This is a genomic window from Methanosphaera cuniculi, assembly GCF_003149675.1.
GTDB classification, from domain to species: Archaea; Methanobacteriota; Methanobacteria; order Methanobacteriales; family Methanobacteriaceae; genus Methanosphaera; species Methanosphaera cuniculi.
The window spans coordinates 184,531-207,957 of record NZ_LWMS01000010.1 but is presented as its reverse complement, the minus strand read 5'-3'; the positions used below and the strand labels follow the sequence as shown (position 1 = coordinate 207,957).

At 26.1% G+C, this 23,427-nt stretch carries 21 protein-coding genes; 12 read left to right on the top strand and 9 right to left on the bottom strand.

What is annotated here, in order from left to right:
* Window positions 1-290 precede the first annotated feature (290 nt).
* Complete coding sequence (locus MSCUN_RS02505; RefSeq protein WP_095608114.1) at window positions 291-845, bottom strand: nitroreductase family protein; 555 nt, start codon at window positions 843-845, stop codon at window positions 291-293.
* A 433-nt stretch (window positions 846-1,278) separates the two neighbouring features.
* Here MSCUN_RS02505 and MSCUN_RS02500 point away from each other — a divergent pair, with 433 nt between their 5' ends.
* From MSCUN_RS02500 to MSCUN_RS02490, 3 genes are all read left to right on the top strand, one after another.
* The gene (locus tag MSCUN_RS02500; RefSeq protein WP_095608113.1) at window positions 1,279-2,175 is read left to right on the top strand and encodes a transcriptional regulator FilR1 domain-containing protein; all 897 of its coding nucleotides are present in this window, start codon (window positions 1,279-1,281) and stop codon (window positions 2,173-2,175) included.
* A gap of 167 nt (window positions 2,176-2,342) precedes the next feature.
* Window positions 2,343-3,173 carry a helix-turn-helix transcriptional regulator gene (locus tag MSCUN_RS02495; RefSeq protein WP_095608112.1) on the top strand — a complete coding sequence of 277 codons (831 nt, stop codon included), beginning with the start codon at window positions 2,343-2,345 and terminating at the stop codon, window positions 3,171-3,173.
* 225 nt (window positions 3,174-3,398) lie between these two features.
* Window positions 3,399-3,785, top strand: coding sequence for a hypothetical protein (locus MSCUN_RS02490; protein ID WP_095608111.1), 387 nt, complete (start codon window positions 3,399-3,401; stop codon window positions 3,783-3,785).
* A gap of 2,136 nt (window positions 3,786-5,921) precedes the next feature.
* On the opposite strand, the gene MSCUN_RS02485 is transcribed toward MSCUN_RS02490, so the two are convergent.
* Window positions 5,922-6,182 (bottom strand): hypothetical protein, encoded by a 261-nt coding sequence (locus MSCUN_RS02485; protein WP_095608110.1) that lies wholly within the window; start codon window positions 6,180-6,182, stop codon window positions 5,922-5,924.
* A gap of 344 nt (window positions 6,183-6,526) precedes the next feature.
* On the opposite strand from MSCUN_RS02485, the gene MSCUN_RS02480 reads away from it, so the two are divergent.
* Window positions 6,527-9,076: a U32 family peptidase gene (locus MSCUN_RS02480; RefSeq protein WP_095608109.1), complete on the top strand. Its 2,550-nt coding sequence runs from the start codon at window positions 6,527-6,529 to the stop codon at window positions 9,074-9,076.
* 272 nt (window positions 9,077-9,348) lie between these two features.
* On the opposite strand, the gene MSCUN_RS02475 is transcribed toward MSCUN_RS02480, so the two are convergent.
* A complete protein-coding gene (locus tag MSCUN_RS02475; protein WP_143744846.1) occupies window positions 9,349-9,609 on the bottom strand; it encodes a hypothetical protein in 261 nt (86 codons plus the stop codon).
* 613 nt (window positions 9,610-10,222) lie between these two features.
* Between MSCUN_RS02475 and MSCUN_RS02470 the strand changes: the two genes are divergently transcribed.
* The 3 genes from MSCUN_RS02470 (at window position 10,223) to MSCUN_RS02460 (ending at window position 11,256) form a co-directional block, all read left to right on the top strand.
* Window positions 10,223-10,489, top strand: a complete 267-nt coding sequence (locus MSCUN_RS02470; RefSeq protein ID WP_095608107.1) for a hypothetical protein — start codon at window positions 10,223-10,225, stop codon at window positions 10,487-10,489.
* Between the two features lie 24 nt (window positions 10,490-10,513).
* Window positions 10,514-10,810, top strand: a complete 297-nt coding sequence (locus tag MSCUN_RS02465) for a hypothetical protein (protein ID WP_245837624.1) — start codon at window positions 10,514-10,516, stop codon at window positions 10,808-10,810.
* 155 nt (window positions 10,811-10,965) lie between these two features.
* Window positions 10,966-11,256 (top strand): hypothetical protein, encoded by a 291-nt coding sequence (locus MSCUN_RS02460; protein WP_095608106.1) that lies wholly within the window; start codon window positions 10,966-10,968, stop codon window positions 11,254-11,256.
* A 174-nt stretch (window positions 11,257-11,430) separates the two neighbouring features.
* On the opposite strand, the gene MSCUN_RS02455 is transcribed toward MSCUN_RS02460, so the two are convergent.
* The 3 genes from MSCUN_RS02455 to MSCUN_RS02445 all read right to left on the bottom strand — a co-directional run bounded on the left by MSCUN_RS02455 (window position 11,431) and on the right by MSCUN_RS02445 (window position 14,561).
* A complete protein-coding gene (locus MSCUN_RS02455) occupies window positions 11,431-11,781 on the bottom strand; it encodes a hypothetical protein (protein WP_095608105.1) in 351 nt (116 codons plus the stop codon).
* Window positions 11,782-11,826: 45 nt separating this feature from the next.
* Complete coding sequence (gene comB, locus MSCUN_RS02450) at window positions 11,827-12,558, bottom strand: 2-phosphosulfolactate phosphatase (RefSeq protein WP_245837623.1); 732 nt, start codon at window positions 12,556-12,558, stop codon at window positions 11,827-11,829.
* A gap of 326 nt (window positions 12,559-12,884) precedes the next feature.
* Window positions 12,885-14,561: a DUF4041 domain-containing protein gene (locus MSCUN_RS02445; RefSeq protein ID WP_109582960.1), complete on the bottom strand. Its 1,677-nt coding sequence runs from the start codon at window positions 14,559-14,561 to the stop codon at window positions 12,885-12,887.
* A 788-nt stretch (window positions 14,562-15,349) separates the two neighbouring features.
* On the opposite strand from MSCUN_RS02445, the gene MSCUN_RS08265 reads away from it, so the two are divergent.
* The gene (locus MSCUN_RS08265) at window positions 15,350-15,877 is read left to right on the top strand and encodes a stage II sporulation protein M (RefSeq protein WP_170103997.1); all 528 of its coding nucleotides are present in this window, start codon (window positions 15,350-15,352) and stop codon (window positions 15,875-15,877) included.
* A gap of 303 nt (window positions 15,878-16,180) precedes the next feature.
* Here the strand turns inward: MSCUN_RS08265 and cobM are convergent, their stop codons facing one another.
* Together cobM and MSCUN_RS02430 are read right to left on the bottom strand one after the other, a co-directional pair.
* Window positions 16,181-16,969, bottom strand: coding sequence for a precorrin-4 C(11)-methyltransferase (cobM, locus tag MSCUN_RS02435; RefSeq protein ID WP_095608103.1), 789 nt, complete (start codon window positions 16,967-16,969; stop codon window positions 16,181-16,183).
* Window positions 16,970-17,023: 54 nt separating this feature from the next.
* Window positions 17,024-17,896: a glycosyltransferase family 2 protein gene (locus MSCUN_RS02430; RefSeq protein WP_095608102.1), complete on the bottom strand. Its 873-nt coding sequence runs from the start codon at window positions 17,894-17,896 to the stop codon at window positions 17,024-17,026.
* Window positions 17,897-18,130: 234 nt separating this feature from the next.
* Here MSCUN_RS02430 and MSCUN_RS02425 point away from each other — a divergent pair, with 234 nt between their 5' ends.
* Window positions 18,131-19,363: a GDP-mannose 4,6-dehydratase gene (locus MSCUN_RS02425; protein WP_095608101.1), complete on the top strand. Its 1,233-nt coding sequence runs from the start codon at window positions 18,131-18,133 to the stop codon at window positions 19,361-19,363.
* Window positions 19,364-19,537: 174 nt separating this feature from the next.
* A complete protein-coding gene (locus MSCUN_RS02420) occupies window positions 19,538-20,662 on the top strand; it encodes a glycosyltransferase family 4 protein (RefSeq protein ID WP_109582958.1) in 1,125 nt (374 codons plus the stop codon).
* Between the two features lie 135 nt (window positions 20,663-20,797).
* Here MSCUN_RS02420 and MSCUN_RS02415 read toward each other — a convergent pair whose 3' ends face one another.
* Complete coding sequence (locus MSCUN_RS02415) at window positions 20,798-21,739, bottom strand: NAD-dependent epimerase/dehydratase family protein (protein WP_095608099.1); 942 nt, start codon at window positions 21,737-21,739, stop codon at window positions 20,798-20,800.
* A 156-nt stretch (window positions 21,740-21,895) separates the two neighbouring features.
* On the opposite strand from MSCUN_RS02415, the gene MSCUN_RS02410 reads away from it, so the two are divergent.
* Window positions 21,896-22,735: a deoxyribonuclease IV gene (locus tag MSCUN_RS02410; protein WP_095608098.1), complete on the top strand. Its 840-nt coding sequence runs from the start codon at window positions 21,896-21,898 to the stop codon at window positions 22,733-22,735.
* A 15-nt stretch (window positions 22,736-22,750) separates the two neighbouring features.
* Window positions 22,751-23,377, top strand: a complete 627-nt coding sequence (locus tag MSCUN_RS02405; protein ID WP_095608097.1) for a hypothetical protein — start codon at window positions 22,751-22,753, stop codon at window positions 23,375-23,377.
* The last annotated feature ends 50 nt before the right edge of the window (window positions 23,378-23,427 follow it).

Here is a 23,427-nt window from a genome sequence, read left to right as displayed (position 1 = left end):
ATTATATAATATATATTTATGTAAAAAAAAGATAATAATCTTTCAATCATATTTTTTTTTATGTTGAAAGAATATGTTAAGATGAAAAGAAGAAGGTTATATATTTAGATTTATATTCATATCATTAACATATATTATGTAATTTCCTTTTTTTTGTGGCTTTTTTTTAGAATTTAAAAATCATCTGTAAGAATATTTTAATATCATATATCTAATTATTTTATAATCTTAGCTTAATTCTTAAATCGAATTATTATTAAATTATAAACTCATAAATTATTAATTTTTTTTTAGTCTATTTTATCTACATATACCAGGTAGTCTTCTTTTCTTGGTGCAGCTTCTGGATTTATATCATCAGCTGGATATCCTATAGCTACATGTCCAATTCCTTTATATTTTGGATCAATACCTAGTAGTTTTAGTAGTTCTTGTCCTTGTGGTGAGTCTATTTCTTCACGTGCTCTGTGTATCCAACATCCACCAGCACCAATTACATGTGCAGCATTAAGGATGTTACCTAATACTAAGCTTCCATCTTCTATGTATGTGTTTACTGTTGAATCAGCAAGTACTAGTAGTATTGTTGGTGCTCCAAAGAATGGATCTGCATCACCCATCTTTTTAGCTAGTTCTTCAGGGAAGTAAAGTTTATTCCATTGTGAGAATCTTTTTATAATTTCCTGGTCTTGTATTATTAGTATTTTTGCTGATTGTAGACCTCGTCCTGATGGAGCATATTCTCCTGCTTTTATTATTGTGTTAAGATCATCATCTGTTAGTTGTTTATCTTTAAATTTTCTTATACTTCGTCTGGTTTCAAGATCTTTTATTGTTTGATTCATTATGTTTTATCTCTCCTATGCTTTTTTTCTTTTTATATTTTCTTGTTTTATTTTTAATTTTATTAATATATTTTTTTAATTATATTTTTTTTTAATTTGAATATGATTGTTTTTTTTTTTGAAATTTTTTATTATATTTTTTTTTATTATTTTTGCTTATTTTTTTATTACTCTATCATAATTTATTTTTTTCTTAATTAATATGATGTGAAAATATTTTTAATAATTTAAGTGTTTCATATTTTATATTATAATTAAAACTTGTTTTATAAATGTATTAAGTAAATTTTATTATCAATTTTTAATAAATATTATATATGTTATAAAATTAGGGTGATTATATAAAACTTAAAAAAAAATAAAATTTTTTTAAGAAAATATGATATGATATTATAAAAATGGTATATATTAGTAAAAAAAATGGTGATTTCCCATGTATCAAAATAACGAGAGTTTTAAGTATATTAAGGAAATTAGACAAGAACTTAAATTTTTAACAAATTCAGAAGTTAGATTAAAAATATTAATCGAGCTATGTGATAGAAAAGCAACACTTAAAGAACTTCACAAACTTACAAATCTAAAATACACATCATTAACATCTAGTTTATCAAAACTTGAAGAAAATGGATATGTGTATGAGGAAAATGATTACTATTATCTTAAAACAGATACACGTAATAAACTAATAAATATTTTATATCTAAATAATAATTTTGAATTTATTGAGAACTTAAGTAATTATATTAATAAACATATTGTTGAAAATGAACAACTTGATGCAGTAGCAACATTACCAATGATTAAAAACTATGAACTAATAAAGGCAGATAATATAAATCCATACATAGTAGTTGAAATGATAGAAGATGCACTTATGTATAATGGAAATGTAAGATCATTAAATATGTACTTACATCCACATTATGAGAAGATCATAACAACAATACTAAATCAGGAATCATCACATGAAATGATAGTTCCATATGTACTACTAGAAAGATTTGTACAAGCAGCACGAAAAAACAAGACTACAATAAAAAACAAGACTACAACAAAAAACAAGAACTTCTACATAAAAGCAATAAAAGATAAAACACCAAAATTAATCTGCGTAGTATCAGAAGAAAAACTAATAATAGCACTAGTTAAAAGAAATGGAAAACCAGACAACAATTACTGTATATGCATATATGATGATGATGCAATAAGATGGGGATATCAAATATTTGAAGAATACAACATGAAAACAGATATTAAAATACCACTCCATGATCTAACAGAAAATATCAAACAATCAGGTAATACAATGCAATACATAGTAGATTAATATCTAAACTCATCATTAAAATACTAAAAATAGTAATTAACATAACAAAAGAAAAAAAATGAAAACTTAAAAAGAAACTAAAAAACTTAAAAAGAAATGAAAAGAACCAAAATGGTTTTTTTATAAAAATAATAATCTGAAATTATGAGGAGGCGAAAATTAGAAAAATGTTTAATAACATACATGATTTTACCTCACAATCATATGATTCCATAAAATATATTCTAAATTCAGAAATAAGATTAAATATCTTACTAGAACTAACACAAAAACCATCAAATGTAGAAGATCTACAAAAAATATTAAAAAAACAGGAGACCAACATCCTAAGATCACTACGAGAACTAGAAGAACTAAATCTTATTGAAAAAAACAACAATAAAAAATATTCATTAACATCATCAGGATATCTGGCATGTAGAAACTTAGAAGTATTTATCGAAAACTGGATGGTAAGTGATAAATTTAACAAATACTGGAATACACACATATTAAACTCAATACCAATACAATTCTCACGCTATCTATACTTATGGAAAGATGCAACACTAATAAATGCAGATTCAATAAGCTATGCAAAGACACTAGAAATATTTAAAGAAAAAATATCAAACCAGAAAAATCTGAGAATAATACTTCCAATATTTTCAAAATATCACATGGAAGCCATAATAAACAGCTTAGAAAATAATGATGGATACCTTGAACTTATAACATCAAAAAATATCTATGATAAAATACTTGAATCAGAATTTAGTGATAAATTCAAAAAACTAAAAGAAAATGACCAAATAAAAACCTACATTACAGATGATGATATACATCAAATATTTTATACAATAGTGGATGATTGTGCATTACTAACACTATTTTATAATGATGGAATATATGATGATTCATCAATACTAGTTGATGAAAAAAAGGAAAATGCATTAATACATAAAATAATTTTTGAAGATTATAAAAAACATCTTCAAAAAGAGATACAATTAATATAGATAAAGATTTTTATAAAAAAAAATAAAATAATCATCCTTTTTATTTTTCTTTAAAAAAAAATAGAATTACTTTAATTTATAACTTTTTTCTTAACACTTAGAAAAAAACCTAAAGATCCTTAAAGCATTTACTAATTTTTTAAACTTATAGTAAAAAAAAATGAATTAATAGAATAACTTTCATCTAAATTCTAAAAAAAAATTTTTATTGGAGGAAATAAAATAATGCGTAATAAACGACTATTTGCAATATTTAGTGTAGTTGTATTAATTATCATACTAATTATTAGCTTCACACCATCAATAATAGGAAATGATAATAATACTACAGATAATAATACTACTGAAAATGTAACTCTCGAAAATAATACAACAGATACAAATAATACAACAACATCATCTACTAGTGATTCTACTAAAAAATCACAAAAATCCTCAACTACAAGTAGTAGTAGTGACAATAGCCATGTAAGTTCAGGTTATGAGGATGTAGATTATTCATCAGAAAATCCAGAAATGCATAAGCCTGCTCCATATGGACGTGCTGGTGATGGTACACCATATAAGAGTTATGCTGAACGTAAACAGATGGAATATGAAATTTCACATTAAATATTCTTACTCTTTTTTTTCTTTTTTTTTAACTTATAATTTATAGTAACTATTTTTTTTTGCACATATTTTAAGGAGTTAATCTTTTTATTTTTGTAATTATTGATTAAAAAAAAGAGTTGATTCTTAACGAATCAAACTATTATTTAGGGTTTATTTCATAATAAAACGAACTATTTATTCATTATCACTTAAAATATTTATTCATAAATCTTTATTTTTTAAAAAAAAGCACTAAAACCTTTATATAGAACATATTATAAAAACATAATTTGTATTACAATACACATATAAGAATTTAAAATAATTTTAAATTCCATGAATAATATGTTGTATATAATATAATCAGATAAGTAAAGGAAAATCAATTATATCATTTAGATTAAATATGATAAAAAAAATATAGTTATGATCATATTTTTTTTAATCTAAAACTAATAACGAAAACATTAATTCAATAAAAATATTCAGTAATAAATATAATAATCTTAATAAAATTATAAACTATAACCAAATAATTTATCAGTAGATATATCCAGTACATGCCAAGATACGTTCATAATAAATCAGTCCTTATTTCCTTTAATAAAAACATAGTCAAAAAAAATCAAATAAATTTAAGTCAAAAATGAAAAAAAATATCATACTAGTAAAATAAAATGAGACTAAAAAAAATCATAGATAATTCCTAAGAGTATAACATAGTAATATAACTATAGCTTTCAAATGATAAAACAACCAATTATCCATAATAACATACTTAGCCTTAAGTTAAAATAGTACAATCTATAAAAAAATTAGAATCACACAAAGCATTATTTAATAATCCATTATAAAAACCCAAATGCTCATGATTGCATCCTATCTTGTGCAATTAAATTCATTATGATATAATGACTTTGTAGGTATCTAACAATAAAATTAGATGTAACATTATAACTTATAAACTATTAGATACACAAATTTATCAGTAAAATTTCAGAAACAACTTATATATAAAGAAAAACTAATGAACATGACACATGGATAAATACACATAACACATACAACCAGTATTTTACAAAGAATAGAAAAAAAACCTGAAGAAGACTTTAGAACGTTAATTTAAACACAATGATTCAGACCCCATTAATTAATAAATACAGAAATGTAACCAATGCAAATCTCTCAAGAAAAATATAAAAAAACAAAAAGAATAAAAAAAAAGGAATATCTCTTTAATTATACATTTGATAACAAAGACAATATTAATACTTTAAAAAAAAGTTGAAAAAAACTCCAAGTAATGTTCGAATTAAAAACTTTAAAATAGATAGTGAAAAAATAGGAAAAAATAAAAAAAGTAGAAAAAAAACTACCCTTTTAATATTAATTATAAAACATGCAAAACCTAGTAACAAATCCCAGTGAATCTGAATCAATTCATTATGATTCAAAGACCTAGTAAGAGAAACTCTAAAAGATGAAACTAGTAATGTATCATTAAAAACATGCACGTTAGCCTATATTAATACAAGTTAAAATAATTGAATTTCAAAGATATACTATTAATCTCTAGAAAAAAAATGTTTATAATAATATTAGAATTTTCTACAAATTTTATAGGAATCAATTTATAGGAAAATAAAGAAAATAAAAAGAGAAAAATTAAAATGGTTGTAGCTTAACAACTTCACATCAATGATTATTTTCAGTAAAAAAAAACTTAAAAATAGACGTACTTAATATCCTGAATTTCTCATAATTCCCTTAATTATCAGATCCAGTAAAAGTAAGATTTATGAAATGAAGATATTATTTACTTTAATAAATCTAAAAAAAAACTCAGTAAAAAATACAATTAAATATCCTAGTATCTACAAAATTAAGTAAGCTACATATTTACCATTTTACTTTTTTTATTCTTTCTAATGATAAAATAATAATCTCCCAATTTAAAATTCAAAATCTTTTTTTTAAATAATAATTTTTTAAATTATATAACTTAAGTTTTATTATTATAATTATTTTTTTTTTCATGTGGAATATTTTAATGTATAAATCTTCATTTTTTTTTCTAAATTTAATTTCCTTACTTTAAAATAAAAAAAGATGTTAATAAAAAAAAATGTGGTGGTGAAGTAATTATTTTTTTTTCTATAAGTTGTTTGATGCAAGATTATCTTCAAGCATTTTAATTAGGCTTCTTGCAACTTCTGGTGACATTACAATTTGGGTGTCACATTCTTGTTCTATTGTAACATTTCCATATTCATCTGATGCTAGTTTTTCTTCAAGAAGTCCAAGTCTAATTTGTTCTGGTGTACTTACACAGATTGCTCCTGATACTTGTTTTGTTTTTGTGTCTTTGAATTTTATTGCTGGTACTTGTCCATTTAAGTTGTTTACATTTTCCATGTTTTATCATCTCTATATTTTTTATATATTAATATCATTATATGATCTACTATTTAAATACCATACCTACTTTTTAAAATAATATGGAAAAACTTTATTTTCTAAAAACTAATTATTACTAATTTAAGATGTTGTAAAACTAATATGAAATGATGAATATAAATATAATATATATAAAATTAAACGCAAAATGAAAATATGAAATTTATTATTTTTTAAGAGAATATTATCTTTTTTAACAAATTTTTTTTTACATTCAAAAAAAAAATATAGTAAATAAAAAAATTAATATAAAAAAAAACTTTTTTTTAACCTAAAAAGAAGATAAGGAGGGCATAAATTTTATGGTTTTATCAGAATTACTAGCACCAGCAGGATCATATGATATACTTGTCATAGCAATAAATGCAGGAGCAAATGCTGTATATATTGCAGGTCAAAGATATGGAGCACGTGCATTTGCACATAACTTCACATCAGAAGAAATAGAAAAAGCAGTAACATATGCACATCTTAATGGTGCAAGCATACATGTAACAGTAAATACACTTTTTAATTCAAATGAAATACTTGATGTTCTAAAATACATACAATTTTTATATCGTATAGGAGTAGATGCTGTAATTGTACAAGATATAGGATTAATATATCTGATAAATAAATTCATACCAGATATGGAAGTACATGCATCAACACAAATGACATTAAGAGATTATGAAAGTCTAAAATGGGCATATGATGAAGGAATAAAACGTGTAATACTACCACGTGAAATGTCAGTAGATGAAATAGGACAATTATCAAATAAATTAAAAGAAGATAACCTCAATTTAGACTTAGAAGTATTTGGTCATGGATCACTATGTTATTGTATATCAGGTGATTGTTACATGTCATCATTTATATCCGGAAGAAGTGCAAATCGTGGAGCTTGTGCACAACCTTGCAGGTCAAATTATAAACTTAGATATAGAAATCATAGTATAAACAATGGATGTCTAATATCAACACATGATCTTGCAACATACAAAGATGTTAAAAAAATATCAGATGCAGGTGTAAAATCACTGAAAATTGAAGGAAGACTTAAAGGTGATGATTATGTTACAACAGTTGTAAATGCATATAGACAGATGATAGATCATATGAATGAGGATGATAATAGTGAACTTCAAAAGAAATTAGAACGCGAATTAGACTTAACATTTAATCGTTACTATACAAATGGATATATTCTAAATGATACACCAGGAGATGTAATGGGACGTGAAAGTTCATTCCACCAAGGATTATACTTAGGAAAAATTACATCAATAGAAGATGATATTGTAACAATAGAATTTGATAATGCAGATCATCCAACACTTGAAACTGGTGATGGTATAGGATTTAAGCATAACAATCACATACGTGGAATATATATTGATAATATAATAAAACAAGATGAAAAACACATAGTAATTAAAACAACACGTGATATACGTGTAGGATCTGAAGTTTACATTAGTTATTCTAAAAAGCTACGAAATAGACCAAAACAGTATCGTAACGAAACAATAAAACCACATATACCAATATCATTTGATGTATCTGTAAATAAGAAAAATCAGATGGCAGTAAATACAAGTTTTAAAATAAACAATGAAGTAGTAAGTTTTGGATATAAATCACGCTTTGAATTTGAAGCTGCAAAAAACATGCCACTTGATGATGAAACAATCATAAAACATCTATCAAAAAGTGGAGAAACACCATTTATTGTAAATAATGTACGAATAACAAATCTACCTGATAATCTTTTCATGCCTATTGGTAAAATTAATACAATAAGACGTGAAATTCTAGATATTGCATCAGAAAAACTACTTAATTATTACAAACCAACAGATGAAAATGCTGAAGATATACGAGTAACTATAAAGAATTTCATCAAGAAAGATAAGAAAAATACAACAGGTGCATCTAAAGCTAAAAATATGAAAGTCAATGTATATGTAGATAATCTAGAACTTCTAACAATAGCAAATAGAAATCCAATAAACAGAATATACTTTGATGCATCATACATCTATGATAATCCAGATGATTACTTTGAAAATATAGAATATCTACTAACAGAAGCTGTACATATAGCATCAGATAAAGAAGTTGTATGGGTATTACCATCATTTACATCAAATGATGATCTCGTTAAAATAAAAGATGTATATCAAAACCTGAAAAACAATAACATAAACATATCAATTATGGGAGATTCACCATCACTATCTTATAACTTCCCAGATGCAAACATCTACGCATCACATAACATGAACATATGGAACAATTATGCAGTTAAAATGCTTGATAAAAATAACTTTAAATCAGCAACAATATCAAGTGAAATATCACATGAAGAAATCAAGGAACTTCAAAGAAAATCCCGAAATTACAACACAAAACTAGAATTAATAGTACAAGGAAACCAGGAAATCATGACATCAAAAGATGACTTCACAAAACTAAATGGTGGAGTAGATCTTGAAATTAAAACAGATGAATATGTAGTACTTGAAGATAAAGAACATAATATGAAATTTAAAATATACTTTGATTATAACCATCAAAGTCACTTCTTTAACAATGACATGCTATGTTTAATAGATGAAATAGATCAAATACGAAACATGGGAATATCTGATATAACACTTGATTGTAGATTTACAACACCTAATTATCTATCAAAAGTAGTATCATTATATATTCAAAGAATACGTGATATTAACCCAGAACGTAAATACTCAGATAGTATAAAAGAAATATCATATTCTAATCTTAATAAAGGAAACTTTGAAAATAAACGTGTTTTAGAAGATAATAAAAGTCGTATGAAACGAAAAAAAGCTAGAGCATAAAAAAAAGAGATTAAGTTATTTATTTAAAATAAATTTTTATTTACTTCTTTTTTTTTAATCTTTTAGTTTCATTATACATCCTCTCTTTTTTTTAAGAAAATTAAAAATTATTATACTTAATTATATTTTTAAAGTTAAAGAATTCATACTCATTTTTGTTGAAAAATAGTGTGGAGGTTATGAATGAGTTTATACAGATATGTGTGATATCTACTCTTTTTCTTATGTGTATATCTATATCTTTTAGTACTTCTGTTGCGATGTAGTTGTGTCTATATTTTTTTGTAGATGTATAATGCTTCTACTTTTATTATTCCATGTTTTAGAAATTTTTTATTTATTGTTATAAATCCTGCTGTTTTTTGATGTGATCTTATTGCATATGTTATATATTCTGGTAGATTTTGTATGTTATTCATTAATTTGTCTGATAGTTCTACTTTTTCTTCCCATCTATCTGATGTTAGGCTTTTTAAAGTACTTTTTTCTGTTATTTTTCGGTATGTTAAAGTGTTTTGTTTATTAAGTAGCATAATTTTTCTTTTTTTTCCTTTTATTGATTTTTTAGTATATTTTCTCATGTCTTATTATACTTATTTATTAAATTTATAATAAAAGCTATTTAAAAATATACATTGTTTAATATTTTAGTAAATTAATAGAATAAATTTGAAATATAATTCATATTAATGATAATCACTGTTAAAATAGTTCTAAATAAAAGGAACAATCTAATGGCTTATTTTATAATTCACACACCTTAGATGTTAATAATTAAAAAATTAATAACTAAATACTAAATAGGTTTTAAAATAATCCATACTAAAAACACCTTATGTTTTTAAATAATATAAAATTCTATATTATAATGTTGAAATAAAATTTACTTAATGTTCTTAAGTGAAAAATTTTATTTATCTTTTAATGTTTAAAAAAAATAACAAGAAATTATTTATTTAAAAAAAATAGCATCTAATCATTGATTATTACAAAAACACACACAAAAACATAATATATGCTTAAATAAAATCATATGCTTAAATAAAATAAAATAAGTCTATTTTTTTAATTCTTATTATTAAGAAAACTTATTTAACCTACAACCAAAAACACAAAACGCAAAATAAAAATTAAATCGGTGATGATATGTTAGAACAATATTTACCATTTTTAGGATTAATAGTATTTGGTAACATAGAAAACCTAATTCTAGCTTCACAAGGAGTTGTAAAAGGTGCTGATCCATTAAAACTTGGGCTTTTAAGTATTGTAATAGTAATTTTATGGCTCATAATCGGAACTGTAGGAACAAATGTAGCACAACAATATGCAGACATTATCGAGTTCATCGGAGGACTTGCAATATTCCTATTAGGTCTTCAATCAATGGTCGAAGCAATACGAAATAGATAAAAGTAATAGCAATTAGGTGATTATATGGCAGAAGAAAATAAAGAATCATTGTCTTACTTTTTAAAAAGACATAAAAATTTCTGGGCATTACTAATTTTAGGAAACATTGAAAACTTAGTACTTGCATCACAAGGTGCAACAGCAGGAGTAAATCCATTCATACTTGGAGCTCTTACATTAATCATGGTAGTAATATGGTTACTAATTGGAACATTTGGAACAAAAGTAGCTATTAAATATGAAAATGTAATAGAATTCATAGGTGGACTTGCAATCTTTATACTTGGTATTCAATCAATGCTTGGAGCTGTAGGAGTATAAATTTAAATCTTCCTACTAGGAAAAAAAATGAAAAATAAATCATATAATCACATGTTAAAATATTTTATAATTAAAATAAAGTGAACAAAAACAAATATTAAATCAATAAGTGAAAAAAAATAACACAAAAAAATATAACACAGCAGGTAATTAAAATGGCAGAAAATTCATTAAAAGGATTTCTAGATGAATATAAAAGTTTCTGGGGACTTTTAATCTTTGGTAACATTGAAAACTTAATTCTTGCATCACAAGGAGCAATAGCACATGTAGACCCAGTAGTTTTAAGTATTTTAAGCTTAATACTTGTAGTCATCTGGTTTTTAATTGGAACATTTGGTACAAGAATTGCAATAAAATATGAAAATGTAATAGAATTCATAGGTGGACTTGCAATCTTCATACTAGGACTTCAATCAATGCTTGAAGCTTTAGGCATACTATAAGTAAAAAAAAAATAAAAAACGATTTTGCACTTTATTTATAAAATAATTTTTATGTAAAGTGATTATATTAAAAAAAAATTTTCTTATAAAAAAAAGTAAATATTTTTTTTGGGAGAAATAAATAACTTCTCCTCTTTAATTTTAATTTTATTTATAACTATTTTTTTCAAAACTTTAGTAACCATGAGTTACAAACACATTAAACATATTATATCTTGGAGTTTTAAGAATATCATGTGTATTAAGGCGATTATATTCGTCTGATAACTCAGTAGTCTCCTTAAATATGCGACCTTCAGCTATTTTTATTAACAGTTGAATATCCTGTGAACTAAGTGTTTTATCAGGATCTTCTAACATTCGTTCAAGTTCATGGTTTAACTTCATAATCTCAACTGCAATAAGCCCATCATAATGAAGTTCATAATTCATACAATGCTTAAGTAAATACTTATGATAATCATTAATAAAACGTACATCATCAACAATTCCAAGATCATTTAAAGATAAATTTTTAGTATTCATATAAAATTATACTCCCTCATAGTTTTTTTTTATTTTAAATAATAATTATTCTTCCCACTTGTTATTTATATTATAAATTTCCTTATTATCATAAATTCCAACATTACTACAAATATTAATTCGTGATGCAAGTATTAAGTCATCATGAAAATCACGTTTATTTAGTCTAACTGATGCATCAGAATGACGAATTAAATCAACAGCACGTTTATGATCCTCAGCAAGTAAGTATACTGCTTTTGCTGATTCTTCCATGTGAATTGATATATTTTGATCTTTTGCTTGTTTTTTAATTTCTTCCATTATAAGACCAACACCTATTGCATCTTCAATATTAAAGATATGACGACGTCCTGCCATGATAAGTTCAATTTCATGATCACATAATTCTAATGCCTTTGCTGCTACTGACTTTGCATTAATTGATGTACCAACAAGTACTTTAATATCAGGATCACGTTGTTTTATTCCCTCAAGAACCTTAGTACCATTACTAGTTTTAAGTACAAGTACATCTTTATCCTTAATTTTAAGAATTCCAGTAGGTGAATTTGAAAGATCAAATCCTGGAATATTATTAAGATCATCCTCACCTGCTAAAGTTACACTATCAAGTGAATCTTTAATTTCAAATGCCTCATCAGCAGTATTAACAGGTATAACACATGCAAAATTATGAAGAGCCACAGTAATAGTAGTACTAGCACGCAGTAGATCACATACCACAGTTGTATCATCAGTTGTAGAGTCAAAAAGACTTGCTTTAATGTTAATCATTGTATCATCATTCCCCACTAAGTTATATTTTTATAAAAATTATTATTTTTACTATATTTTTTTTTATTAGTCTTATACTAAATTTATTTAATCTAATTAATAAATTATTATAGAAAAAAAATGGGAAAGTGAAAACAAGATATAAAAATTAAAAATAAATTAAACAGATAAAAAAAAGATAAACTTAATAGGATAATTTATGATTTATATAATTTAGATGAAGATAATATCAAAGTTATTGAAGATTTTCCTGGAAATATTGATGATGAAAAATAATATTTAAAAAAAAGTTAATTTTGTGAGGATATATTATTATCCTCTTTTTTTTAGTACATTTCTTGTTCTATTTTTAGGGTGTCTTTGTATTCTTCAGCATCAGGATATTCTTTGAATCCATGTACATTTTCTTTGTTTTCTTCTACTATTTGTTTTATGTCATCCATTGTTATTTTGAAGAATTCTTTTCTTGAATTTACTTTGTTTACTCGTTTTGTCTCAAATCTTTCATGTAGTTCACGTTCTAATGCAAATGCATCTTCACTGAATATGTAAAGGTGTGAATCATATTTAAATGGTACTGATGCATTGGATAATTCTTGTACACGTTTACTTGGATCATCACGTCTTGTTACTCCTATTTTAAATACATTTTCTCCAAATGATCCTATGTTTGATATAATGTAAACATATCCTGCTTTACTTATTTCTTTTTCTTCAATTTCTTCAATTTTTTCGTTGTTTTCTTGTAGTTCTCTTTTGAGTCTTTCTATTTCTTCTTTTAGTTTTGCTTGTTCTTTGGCTGCTGCTTCTTCTAATTCTATTTGTATTTGGCTTATTTCATATTCTAAATCATAATTTTGATCTTCATATTTTTCTTTTTCTCTTTGAAGTTGTTTTTGTATTTTTTTTTCTTCTTTTTCTCTTTCTCTTTGTTCTTTAAGTTCTTCTTTTTCTTCTTGTTTTTTCTGTTTATATCCATATGCAATATAGAGTTCATCAAGTTTTAAATTATAATATTCTTCAGTTATTTCTACTTGATCCTTTGAATATATTTTATTTAATTGATTATATGATCTTTGTAGTCTTTTTAACGATGCTTCAAGATTTGAGTGTCGAACTTTGTTAATTATAACTTCTGCTTCATTATTAAATGATCTGAGAATTTGTTTAAAGTATAAGTTAGTAGCTGCAATTCCTGCTCTTCTATCTCCATCAATTATCCATTCTGTATGACATATTGCTGCAGTTTTGTCTTTAATCATCTGTTTTTGTTCATATCGTACATCATCTAGTCTTTCTTTGTATGATTCTGATTCCATGAAGTCATATTTTGGTTCGTATAATCCATGATTTTGCCAGTTAAGTTCATCTTCAAGAGTTATTAATTCATCTTTGTATTCTTTTATTTTTTCAGAAATTGTTTTGAGTCCTTTTCTTTTATTATTAATCTCTTCATCTATTTTTTTTTCTTTTTCTTGAGCAATTTTTTTGTATGTTTCATCTATTTCATTGAGTTGTTTTTGTTTTTCTGCTATTTTAATATCATATTCCTTATTTTCTTCTTTTTTTTGTCTTTCTATATTTGAATAAGTCTGTTCTATTGCATCAAGTTGATTCTGTTTTTCTTCAATTTTATCATTATATTCATTTATTTTTGCTTCATTTATTTTCTTATATTTTTCATCAAGTTGTTTTTCTTTTTCTTTAACTTTTTCATCATATTTTTGATCTATTTCATTGAGTTGTTTTTGTTTTTCTTCTTTTTTAATTTTAAATTCTGTTTCTTTTTCTTTAATTTTTTCATCATATTTTTGATCTATTTTATTGATTTGTTTTTGTTTTTCTTCTATTTTATTATCGTATTCTTTTCCTGATGCTTTTTTATTTAGGAAATATATTCCTATAATTATTAGGGGAATTCCAATAAATATTCCATATAGTGTCATACATAGGATAACTCCAATAATTGATAGAATTAGTCCTATGTTTTCTTTTAGTTTCAAGTGAAAAAACTCCTATTGTTTTTTAATTTTATTTTTTTTCAAATTTATAGGGTTGTTATTGGTTATTTTTATTTTTTATTTAATTTAAAAAGAGTTATTTTTTTTGAATTGAATTTTTATAATAATTTTTATATTGAAAGAATAAAAAAAAATTATGAAAACTTTTTTTTATATTATTTCTTCTTTTTTTTCAATTTTTTTTGTAATCGTAATTATTATATACTTGATTTTAAATAAATTATGTTTGATTAATATTTTTATAGGAGGTTAAGATATTTTTGAGAAATGAGGATAATCATAGTGAAGTTGTCCATTTATCTGAAGCAGCTTGTAATTTAAAAAAGCGTGCTGAGATTAGAGATAGTTATCATGAGGGTATTAGGGCTAATAGTAGTGTTAATTTCTATTTTTTAGTTGCTGTTGTTAGTCTTTTGATTTATATTGTTTTGGTAATGAGTTCTGGTCTTAAGTTTACAGATATTATGGTTGTTCAATTGCCACTTGTTGTGATTTTTTCTCTGTTTTTAACTTTTATGACACAAAATAGTCATTCAATTGCAGGTTATGTTACTTGTTTTGTTTTTGCTGTGTTGTTTTATCTTGTTGATCAGAGTTTATCACTTGCTGTGGCTGTTGTAATTCTTACTATGTTAATTATTTATTATACTAATAAGATTTATCATAATCCTAGTGATTACCGTTTAGGTTTTCCGAAGATTGGTGGTTTTAGACTTAAAAGTATGTTTAAAAATTCCTTTGTTCATCTTAAGTATCACATTTGTTTATCTGTGATTCTTCTTGTGGCTGGTATTCTTATTGCATATTTCTATCCTAGTTTATTCCAAAGTATTCTTCAAGGTACTATGCAGAATTTACAGCAAGGTGCTTCAAGTATTACAACTGAAGGTTTATTTGTTAATAATTCATCTGTTGCTTTAATGATGATGCTTGCATCACTTCTTCTTAGTATTCCAACGGTTTATCTTCTTATTTTTAATGGTATTATCATTGGTTTTGTAGGAGTTCAAGTACCTCTTTCAACATTCCTTGTATATACTATTCCTCATGGAATTTTTGAATTAACAGCAATTGTAATAGCTGGTGCTGTGGCATTTAGACTTACTCAGGCTTTTCTTGAGATTGCTAATGGTATTATTAATTCAAAAGTTAAATTTAGTGAAGCTGTACATGTAGGTGCTGATATGATTATGGACTGTATTATTCCACTTATAATTGTAATAGTATTCCTTGTTATTGCAGCATTTATTGAGGCTAATTTAACAGTTCCTATAGGACAAGTTCTTCTAGGATTATAAAAATGACTAAAATAGATTTAACAATGAAAGAAAAATAATTAATTTATTATTTTTTCATCTTTCTCTTTTTTACTTTTTTTAGATTTTCTTTTATTTAAGTATTGAAATACTCCTTTTTTTTTATTGGGAAATACTTTATTTTTAGGATAGGTAGTTTATTTTTAGATTAATATAAAAAATAGGAATATATAGTCTATAAAAAAACAATTTTTTTTTAAATGCTTTTATTTTGTATAAAATTAGTATAATAAAAAAAGAGGGGTTTTATAAAAAAGGGGAGGTTATGTGTATATAATTTTTTTTTTATTCATCATCTTCTTTTGCATCACGATACATGTGTGCGAAGTGTGGATCATATAGTTTTGATTGTTCTCCACTTTGTTGATCTAGTACATCTCCTACTACAATCATTGCTGTTTTTGTAAATCCTGCATCATATACTTTCTGTGCAATGTCATCAAGTGTTCCACGTACAATTTCCTGGTCTGGCCATGTTGCTTTTTTAACTACTGCAACTGGTGTATCAGGTGCGTATTCTTTTTTAAGTTCTTCTACAACTTTATCTATCATGTGTATTCCGAGGAATATACACATTGTTGCATTGTGTTCTGCAAGTTTTGCGAGTGATTCTTTTGATGGTTTTGGAGTTCGTCCTTCAGGTCTTGTTATGATAATTGTCTGTGATACTTCAGGTAGTGTTAGTTGTGATTCTAGTGCTGCTGCTGTTCCAAATAAGCTGCTTACACCTGGTATTATAGTATATCCAATATCTAGTGCTTTTAGTTGGTTGATTTGTTCTGCTATTGCACCATATATTGCAGGATCTCCTGTATGTACACGTGCTGTTATCTTGTTTTCATCGTGTGCTTGTTTAATTACTGCTATTATTTCATCTAAGTCCATTTGTGCACTATCATATATTTTAGCATCTTTTTTTGCAATACCTAATATTTCAGGATTTACTAGTGATCCTGCATAGATTATTACATCAGCATTTTTTATTGCTTCAGCTCCTCTTACTGTTATTAGATCTGGTGCTCCTGGTCCTGCTCCTATAAAGATTACTTTTCCTTTATATTCATCAAAATTCATTAATATCATCCTCACATATATTTTTTTTTAGTTTGTCTTATATTCTTTTTAATATTATTTTTTTCGATTTAATGTGGAGTGTGTATCTGTTATTATTCCAGATAATATTAGAATTATACCAACAACAAGGATACATAATCCCATTGCTGTTAGATACATGTTAGTCATGTAACCTGACATATTAAGTGTTAGAAGTATGAGTATTCCAAAGAATATTACAACTATTCCTGTTATACCATAGAAGTATAATGGTCTGTTAAAACGCATAATTTCAAAAATTCGCATAAGTACACTAAGACCTTGTAGAATTGGATTATCAGTTGTTGTATAAACATCATATCGTACTGTTATTTCAACTTCACATATTTTAAGATTGTTATTTACAGCTTCTATTATCATATCACTTTCTATTCCAAAACCATCTGGGTCAAAGTTAAAATGATCAAGAGAATATCTTGAAAATGCTCTAAATCCACTCTGAGAATCTGTTAGTTTTACACCTGATGCAAGATTAGTTGCACTATCAAGTACGGTTTGTCCAACTCTTCTGTATGTTGGCGTATTTTTACTTCCACCATTAATATAACGGCTTCCATTTACAATGTCTGCCTTTTTATCTACTATTGGCTGTATGACTTGTGGTATTTCTGATGGGTTATGTTGTCCATCTGCATCTATTGTAACAAGGATGTCAAAGTCTTTATTTTTAACATAATCAAAGCCAGTTTTTAGAGCAGCTCCTTTTCCCTTGTTTTTTTCATGTCTTATGACTGTTGCATTGGTTTTTTCAGCTATTTGAGCTGTTCTATCATTACTTCCATCATCAACTACTATTACCTCATCAGCATAATTTTCAGATAAGATAATCATACTTGCTATTGATACTTCTTCATTATATGCAGGTAATAATACAGCAGTCTTAGTCATTATAATCTAAAATCTCCACTTATTCGATGTTAATATAATATATATTTTCAACTTTCTAATTACTATTTTTATATACTAAATCTATTATATTTTAAGGATAAAATACTACCTTTACAATTAAAGTAAATATTAATAGTAATAAACTAAAAAACAACATTATAAAAAGTATAAATAATAAACCTATAAATCAATAAAAACAACAATTTTATTAATACTTGAGAGGACAAAATTTATATGAATTTCAAAGACAAAAACGTACTAATCACAGGAATAAGTGGATTTGTAGGATCATATCTAGCAGAAAGACTAGTAAATGAAGGAAGTAATGTCTATGGACTACTTCGTCGTCGAGCAGATGGAGTAACACCTGTAAATATGCAAAACCATGAACTTGATGGAAAAGTAACACCACTTACAGGAAATCTTAAAGACATAACATCAATAGCAAATGCAATAGATACAGCAGAACCAGACTACATATTCCACCTAGCAGCACAATCATTTGTACCACAATCATTTGACAACCCAGCAGACACAGAACAAAACAATGCAATGGGAACAAGTAACCTACTTGAAGCAATGAGAATAAAAGATTCAGATGCAAGAATGATATTTGCAGGATCAAGCGAAGAATATGGACTTGTAATATCATCACAACAACAATATGAACGTGTAATAAAACAATATGGAACAATATTCCCAGATCTCAAGGAAGGTCAAACAACAGAACTACCAATTGCTGAAACAAACCCCTTAAGACCAATGAGTCCATATGCAGTATCAAAAGTATATGGTGACTTTTTAACTCGTAACTACTACCATTCATATGATATTGACACAGTTGTATCACGTGCATTTAACCATGAAGGAGCAGGACGTGGAAAAATGTTTGTAACATCAGTAGTAACAAACCAGGTAATGCAACTTAAAATGGGATTAACAGATAAAATTACAATAGGAAATGTAAATGCATTCCGTGACTGGACTCATGTAAATGATATTGTAGATGGATACCTAACATTAGCAACAAAAGCAAATAAGGGTGATGTATACAATCAAGGATCAATGAGAACAAACTCAATATTAACATATATTCTTCTAAGTTTAAAAGAATCAGGTGAAAACATCAACTCAATTTCCACATTTAATGGAGATAAAAAAGTAGATGACCCTGCAGAGATGAATAATGATGAATACTGTGGTGTATCATTTGCAAAAACCAAAGTTGACTCAATGATGCTTAATAATGAACTTGAATATAATATTGAAGATAAGGGAATAATTGTAAATACAGACAATGGTGATGTAAAAGTAGAATTTAACCCAGCACGTTTCCGTCCAGCTGAAGTACCAATACTCTTTTCTAATACAAAGAAAATACAAAAACTAGGTGTTGAAATAAAACATTCAGTAGATGACATTATACGTGATCAACTAAACTACTACATTAAAAAAGAAAACCAATAATAAAATTAGAGAATTTGGTTAAAAAAAGTCACCACCTCTTTTAATATTTTTTTTTTAAATACTCTTTCTTTTTTTTTAGGATAAAACAACATACAATTTTATTATTTAAAAGAAAAAAAAATCATTTTTCATACTTACTTAATTATCTACTACCAGATGGAGGAAAAACTAACAATGAACATAGCAATAATAACAGAATACTTTCCACAAAGTGAAGATCTTGAAATTAAAGGTGGAGTTGAAGTATGTGCATATAATGAAGCTGTAGAACTATCAAAATACAACAACATAACAGTAATAACATCAAATGAATCAGGAAAAGATGATTTCTACATAGGAGATATACATGTAATATGTTGTGGAAACAAAAGAGACTATACACAAAAAGGATCATTCATAAAAAGACTTAAATTCATGAAAGAAGCATACAAACAAGCATGTAAATTAAAGGACATTGACATAATAATAGGATATAATTTCATAACATATCCTGTAGCATATAAATCATCACAAAAACTAAACATACCAGTTGTAGCAAGATATCATGATGTATGGATCGGACGATGGACTAAAATGATGGGACTACCAGGACTCTTTGGTGAAGCAATGGAACGATACATCCTAAATCAAGACATAGATCTCATCTTACCAGTATCTGATTATACAAATAAAAATCTACAAAAATACACAAATCCAGAACATATAAAAACAGTACATAACATAGTAGACTTTCCAAATGTAACATCAGAAAAATATGATAAACCAACCATAAGCTGTGTAGCAAGACTAGTAGACTATAAACGAGTAAAAGATCTAATTAAGGCTGTTTGCATAATTAAAAAAACAATACCAGACATACAATGTAAAATAATAGGAACAGGACCTGAAAAAGACAACCTAATACAACTAACACATAAACTAGGTGTTGATGATAACATAGAATTCATGGGCTTTGTTGAAAAACATGAAGATGTAATGAAAGTAGTAAACTCATCAGACGTATTTTGTCTTCCAAGTGTAGTTGAAGGATTTGGAATTGTAATAATTGAAGCAATCTCACTTAAAACACCATTTGTAGCAGCAGAAATTCCACCAGTAGTAGAAGCAAGTGGAAGATATGGTGGACTTTTCTATGAACCACGAAACTATGAACAACTAGCAGATGCACTACTTAAAATCTTAACAGATGAAGAGCTTTATAAAAAATTACAAAAAGAAGGATATGCTCAATCTAAAAACTATTCAAAACAAGCAATAGGTGAAAAACTAAATAAATACATAAATAAATTAAAAAATTAAAGTTATTATTTTTTTTTATAGAAAAAAAAGAGATAAAAATTAAAAAAAAAGAAGAGTAGTTAATAATATTTTTTAGGAAATAATAAGTTAATATTTTTTTATTTTTTTCCTAAAAAAAACATTTTTTCTCATATTTTATTCTAGACGGTAGTACCATTTCATCCATTCTGCGGTTTTCTTAATTCCTTCTTCTGGTTTTACCTTAGGATCATGTTTTAAATCACGAATAGATTTTGAAAAGTCAATTGTTTTAACTTTTGTTGTAAATGGTTCAGCTTCCTTATATGTAACTAGACTATCATCACGACCTGTTGCTTTTAATACTAAATCTGAGTAGTCTCGTATATCCATTTCCCAGTCTGTATTTCCACCAATATTATATGCTTCACCTGCTTTGAAGTTATCTACTATGTTTGCAAAGGTTTTAACAGTATCTCCAACATAATCTATAATTCTTTTATGTCCTTCATATACAGTGTATGGCTTATCATGTAATGCAAGGTATGTGAATTTTGGTATAAATCCACGATATGGTGTGTATGCTTCTCCAGGTCCATAACAGTTTACTGGTCTTACACGTACAGTTTCTGTATCATGCATTGTTGCTGAATTCATACACATAAGTTCTCCATCCCATTTACTTATTGCATAATCATTCATCTGGTATGTATCACGTATTGGATTATTTTCCATTACATCTTCTGACATTATTCCATCATAATCTCCGTATACTTCAGCTGATGAAAAGAAGATCATTCGGAATTTATTTTTTTCCTGGAGTCTTATCATATTTTTTGTTCCTATAACATTTGTTTGCCATAGGTTTTCATAGTAATCCTCACCATTCCAACGACCATATTCTGCTGCTAGATGATAAACATAATCAAATGGTCCTTCTTCTTCGAATGTACGTTCTAATTGTCTGTAGAATCTTACATCTGTACGTACATAGTCTTCTCGATCATTATTTAATAAATCTGCTGCTATAACTTCATGTCCTCTACTTCTTAATTCATTAACAAGATTTGTTCCAATAAATCCTGCTCCACCCGTTACTAAAATTCTATTAGTTTCCATAAATTATCCTTCATTTATTAATATTATATAAAATTTTATATTTTTTAGTATTAATAATTTAATATTAAAGACAGAAAAAAATTATTTTAGAAAAAAAAGATATTATTATAAAAATTTACATAAAAAAAATAATTTTTAGAAGGAATGATTAATAATATGTTAGTAATAGGACCACACTTATCAATAAGTAAAGGATATGCAAATGTAGGACGTGAAGCACTCACAATAGATGCAAATACATTCCAATTTTTCACACGAAGTCCACGAGGAGGACAAGCTAAACCTCTTGATATGAAAGATGTAGAACAACTTTCACAAATTATGGAAAATAACAATATACCAGTAATACTAGCACATGCACCATATGTAATAAATCTTGCATCAAAATCTGAGAAAACTCGTAAAAATTCATATGAACTATTTGAAGATGATCTTGATAGACTTAATAGGATGCCAAATAATATGTATAACTTTCATCCTGGAAGTCATGTAGGACAGGGAGTTGAAAAAGGAATTAATCTAATATCAGAATCACTTAATAATCTCATATGTGATGATCAAAATACAACTATTCTTCTTGAAACAATGGCAGGAAAAGGAACAGAGATTGGAAGTAACTTTGAAGAATTACAGGCAATAATTGAAAAAGTAGAAATAGATGAAAAAATAGGAGTATGTCTTGATACATGCCATGTTTATGATGCAGGATATGACATTGTAGATGATCTTGATGGTGTACTTGACCATTTTGATGATGTAATAGGATTATACAGACTTAAAGCTATACATCTTAATGATAGTATATATGGACTTAACTCACACAAAGATCGTCATGCAAAAATAGGTGAAGGTAAAATAGGACAAGATGCAATAGTTAACATAATTAATGATAAACGATTACGTAATTTACCATTTTATCTTGAAACTCCACATGATAACATAATTGGATATAAAAAAGAAATAGAATTACTACGTGAAAACTATAAAGACCTATAGAGGATTTGTTTTTTTATGTCTGATGTAGAAAAATTTGAAAAATATACAAAATCACTTGGAATAAGTGAAATAGCATACACAACAATAGATGAAGAACATACAACAGATGAAATGTATCCAAATACCATAGTAGCACTTATTAAAATGGATGATGAATTACTAGGTGTAACACCAGATATGAGTCTTAAACAAAAATATAAGGAATTATACGTTGTAATAACAGATATTATGACTAAAATGTGTGATTTTATTGAAGATATGGGATATCATACATATATGATTGACCAGCTTGATATGAGTATGAATTTTTCAATAATAGCACAAAAAGCAATCATGGGATACATTGGAAATAACAAACTACTAATTACAGATAGTATAGGACCAGGACATAAAATCATTCTAATAACAACAGATATGCCAGTAAATACAACACCTACTAAAAATGATATTAAAAAACGTGTCAGATCAACATGTAGTAAATGTTATATGTGTGTTAAAAACTGTCCAGACCATGCACTACACATTAAAAATGGTGAAATATACTTTGATAAGAAAAAATGTATAGGATACACACATGGATGCACCTATTGTATAACAGTATGTCCATTTCAAAAAATAGCTGAAAATAAAGCTAAAACATGAAAAAAAAAATTAGGAAAGAAGATTAAAACTTTTATAAAAAAAATGAGAAC

Excerpts from the sequence above, each read along its gene's own strand:
- MSCUN_RS02425 (WP_095608101.1), top strand. The coding sequence starts at position 18,131 with ATGAATTTCAAAGACAAAAACGTACTAATCACAGGAATAAGTGGATTT.
- MSCUN_RS02455 (WP_095608105.1), bottom strand. The coding sequence starts at position 11,781 with ATGAATACTAAAAATTTATCTTTAAATGATCTTGGAATTGTTGATGAT.
- MSCUN_RS02505 (WP_095608114.1), bottom strand. The coding sequence starts at position 845 with ATGAATCAAACAATAAAAGATCTTGAAACCAGACGAAGTATAAGAAAA.
- MSCUN_RS02460 (WP_095608106.1), top strand. The coding sequence starts at position 10,966 with ATGGCAGAAAATTCATTAAAAGGATTTCTAGATGAATATAAAAGTTTC.
- MSCUN_RS02465 (WP_245837624.1), top strand. The coding sequence starts at position 10,514 with ATGGCAGAAGAAAATAAAGAATCATTGTCTTACTTTTTAAAAAGACAT.
- MSCUN_RS02415 (WP_095608099.1), bottom strand. The coding sequence starts at position 21,739 with ATGGAAACTAATAGAATTTTAGTAACGGGTGGAGCAGGATTTATTGGA.
- MSCUN_RS02475 (WP_143744846.1), bottom strand. The coding sequence starts at position 9,609 with ATGCTACTTAATAAACAAAACACTTTAACATACCGAAAAATAACAGAA.
- MSCUN_RS02495 (WP_095608112.1), top strand. The coding sequence starts at position 2,343 with ATGTTTAATAACATACATGATTTTACCTCACAATCATATGATTCCATA.
- MSCUN_RS02490 (WP_095608111.1), top strand. The coding sequence starts at position 3,399 with ATGCGTAATAAACGACTATTTGCAATATTTAGTGTAGTTGTATTAATT.
- comB (WP_245837623.1), bottom strand. The coding sequence starts at position 12,558 with ATGATTAACATTAAAGCAAGTCTTTTTGACTCTACAACTGATGATACA.
- MSCUN_RS02500 (WP_095608113.1), top strand. The coding sequence starts at position 1,279 with ATGTATCAAAATAACGAGAGTTTTAAGTATATTAAGGAAATTAGACAA.
- MSCUN_RS02405 (WP_095608097.1), top strand. The coding sequence starts at position 22,751 with ATGTCTGATGTAGAAAAATTTGAAAAATATACAAAATCACTTGGAATA.
- MSCUN_RS02430 (WP_095608102.1), bottom strand. The coding sequence starts at position 17,896 with ATGACTAAGACTGCTGTATTATTACCTGCATATAATGAAGAAGTATCA.
- MSCUN_RS02470 (WP_095608107.1), top strand. The coding sequence starts at position 10,223 with ATGTTAGAACAATATTTACCATTTTTAGGATTAATAGTATTTGGTAAC.
- MSCUN_RS02485 (WP_095608110.1), bottom strand. The coding sequence starts at position 6,182 with ATGGAAAATGTAAACAACTTAAATGGACAAGTACCAGCAATAAAATTC.
- cobM (WP_095608103.1), bottom strand. The coding sequence starts at position 16,969 with ATGAATTTTGATGAATATAAAGGAAAAGTAATCTTTATAGGAGCAGGA.
- MSCUN_RS02480 (WP_095608109.1), top strand. The coding sequence starts at position 6,527 with ATGGTTTTATCAGAATTACTAGCACCAGCAGGATCATATGATATACTT.
- MSCUN_RS02410 (WP_095608098.1), top strand. The coding sequence starts at position 21,896 with ATGTTAGTAATAGGACCACACTTATCAATAAGTAAAGGATATGCAAAT.
- MSCUN_RS02420 (WP_109582958.1), top strand. The coding sequence starts at position 19,538 with ATGAACATAGCAATAATAACAGAATACTTTCCACAAAGTGAAGATCTT.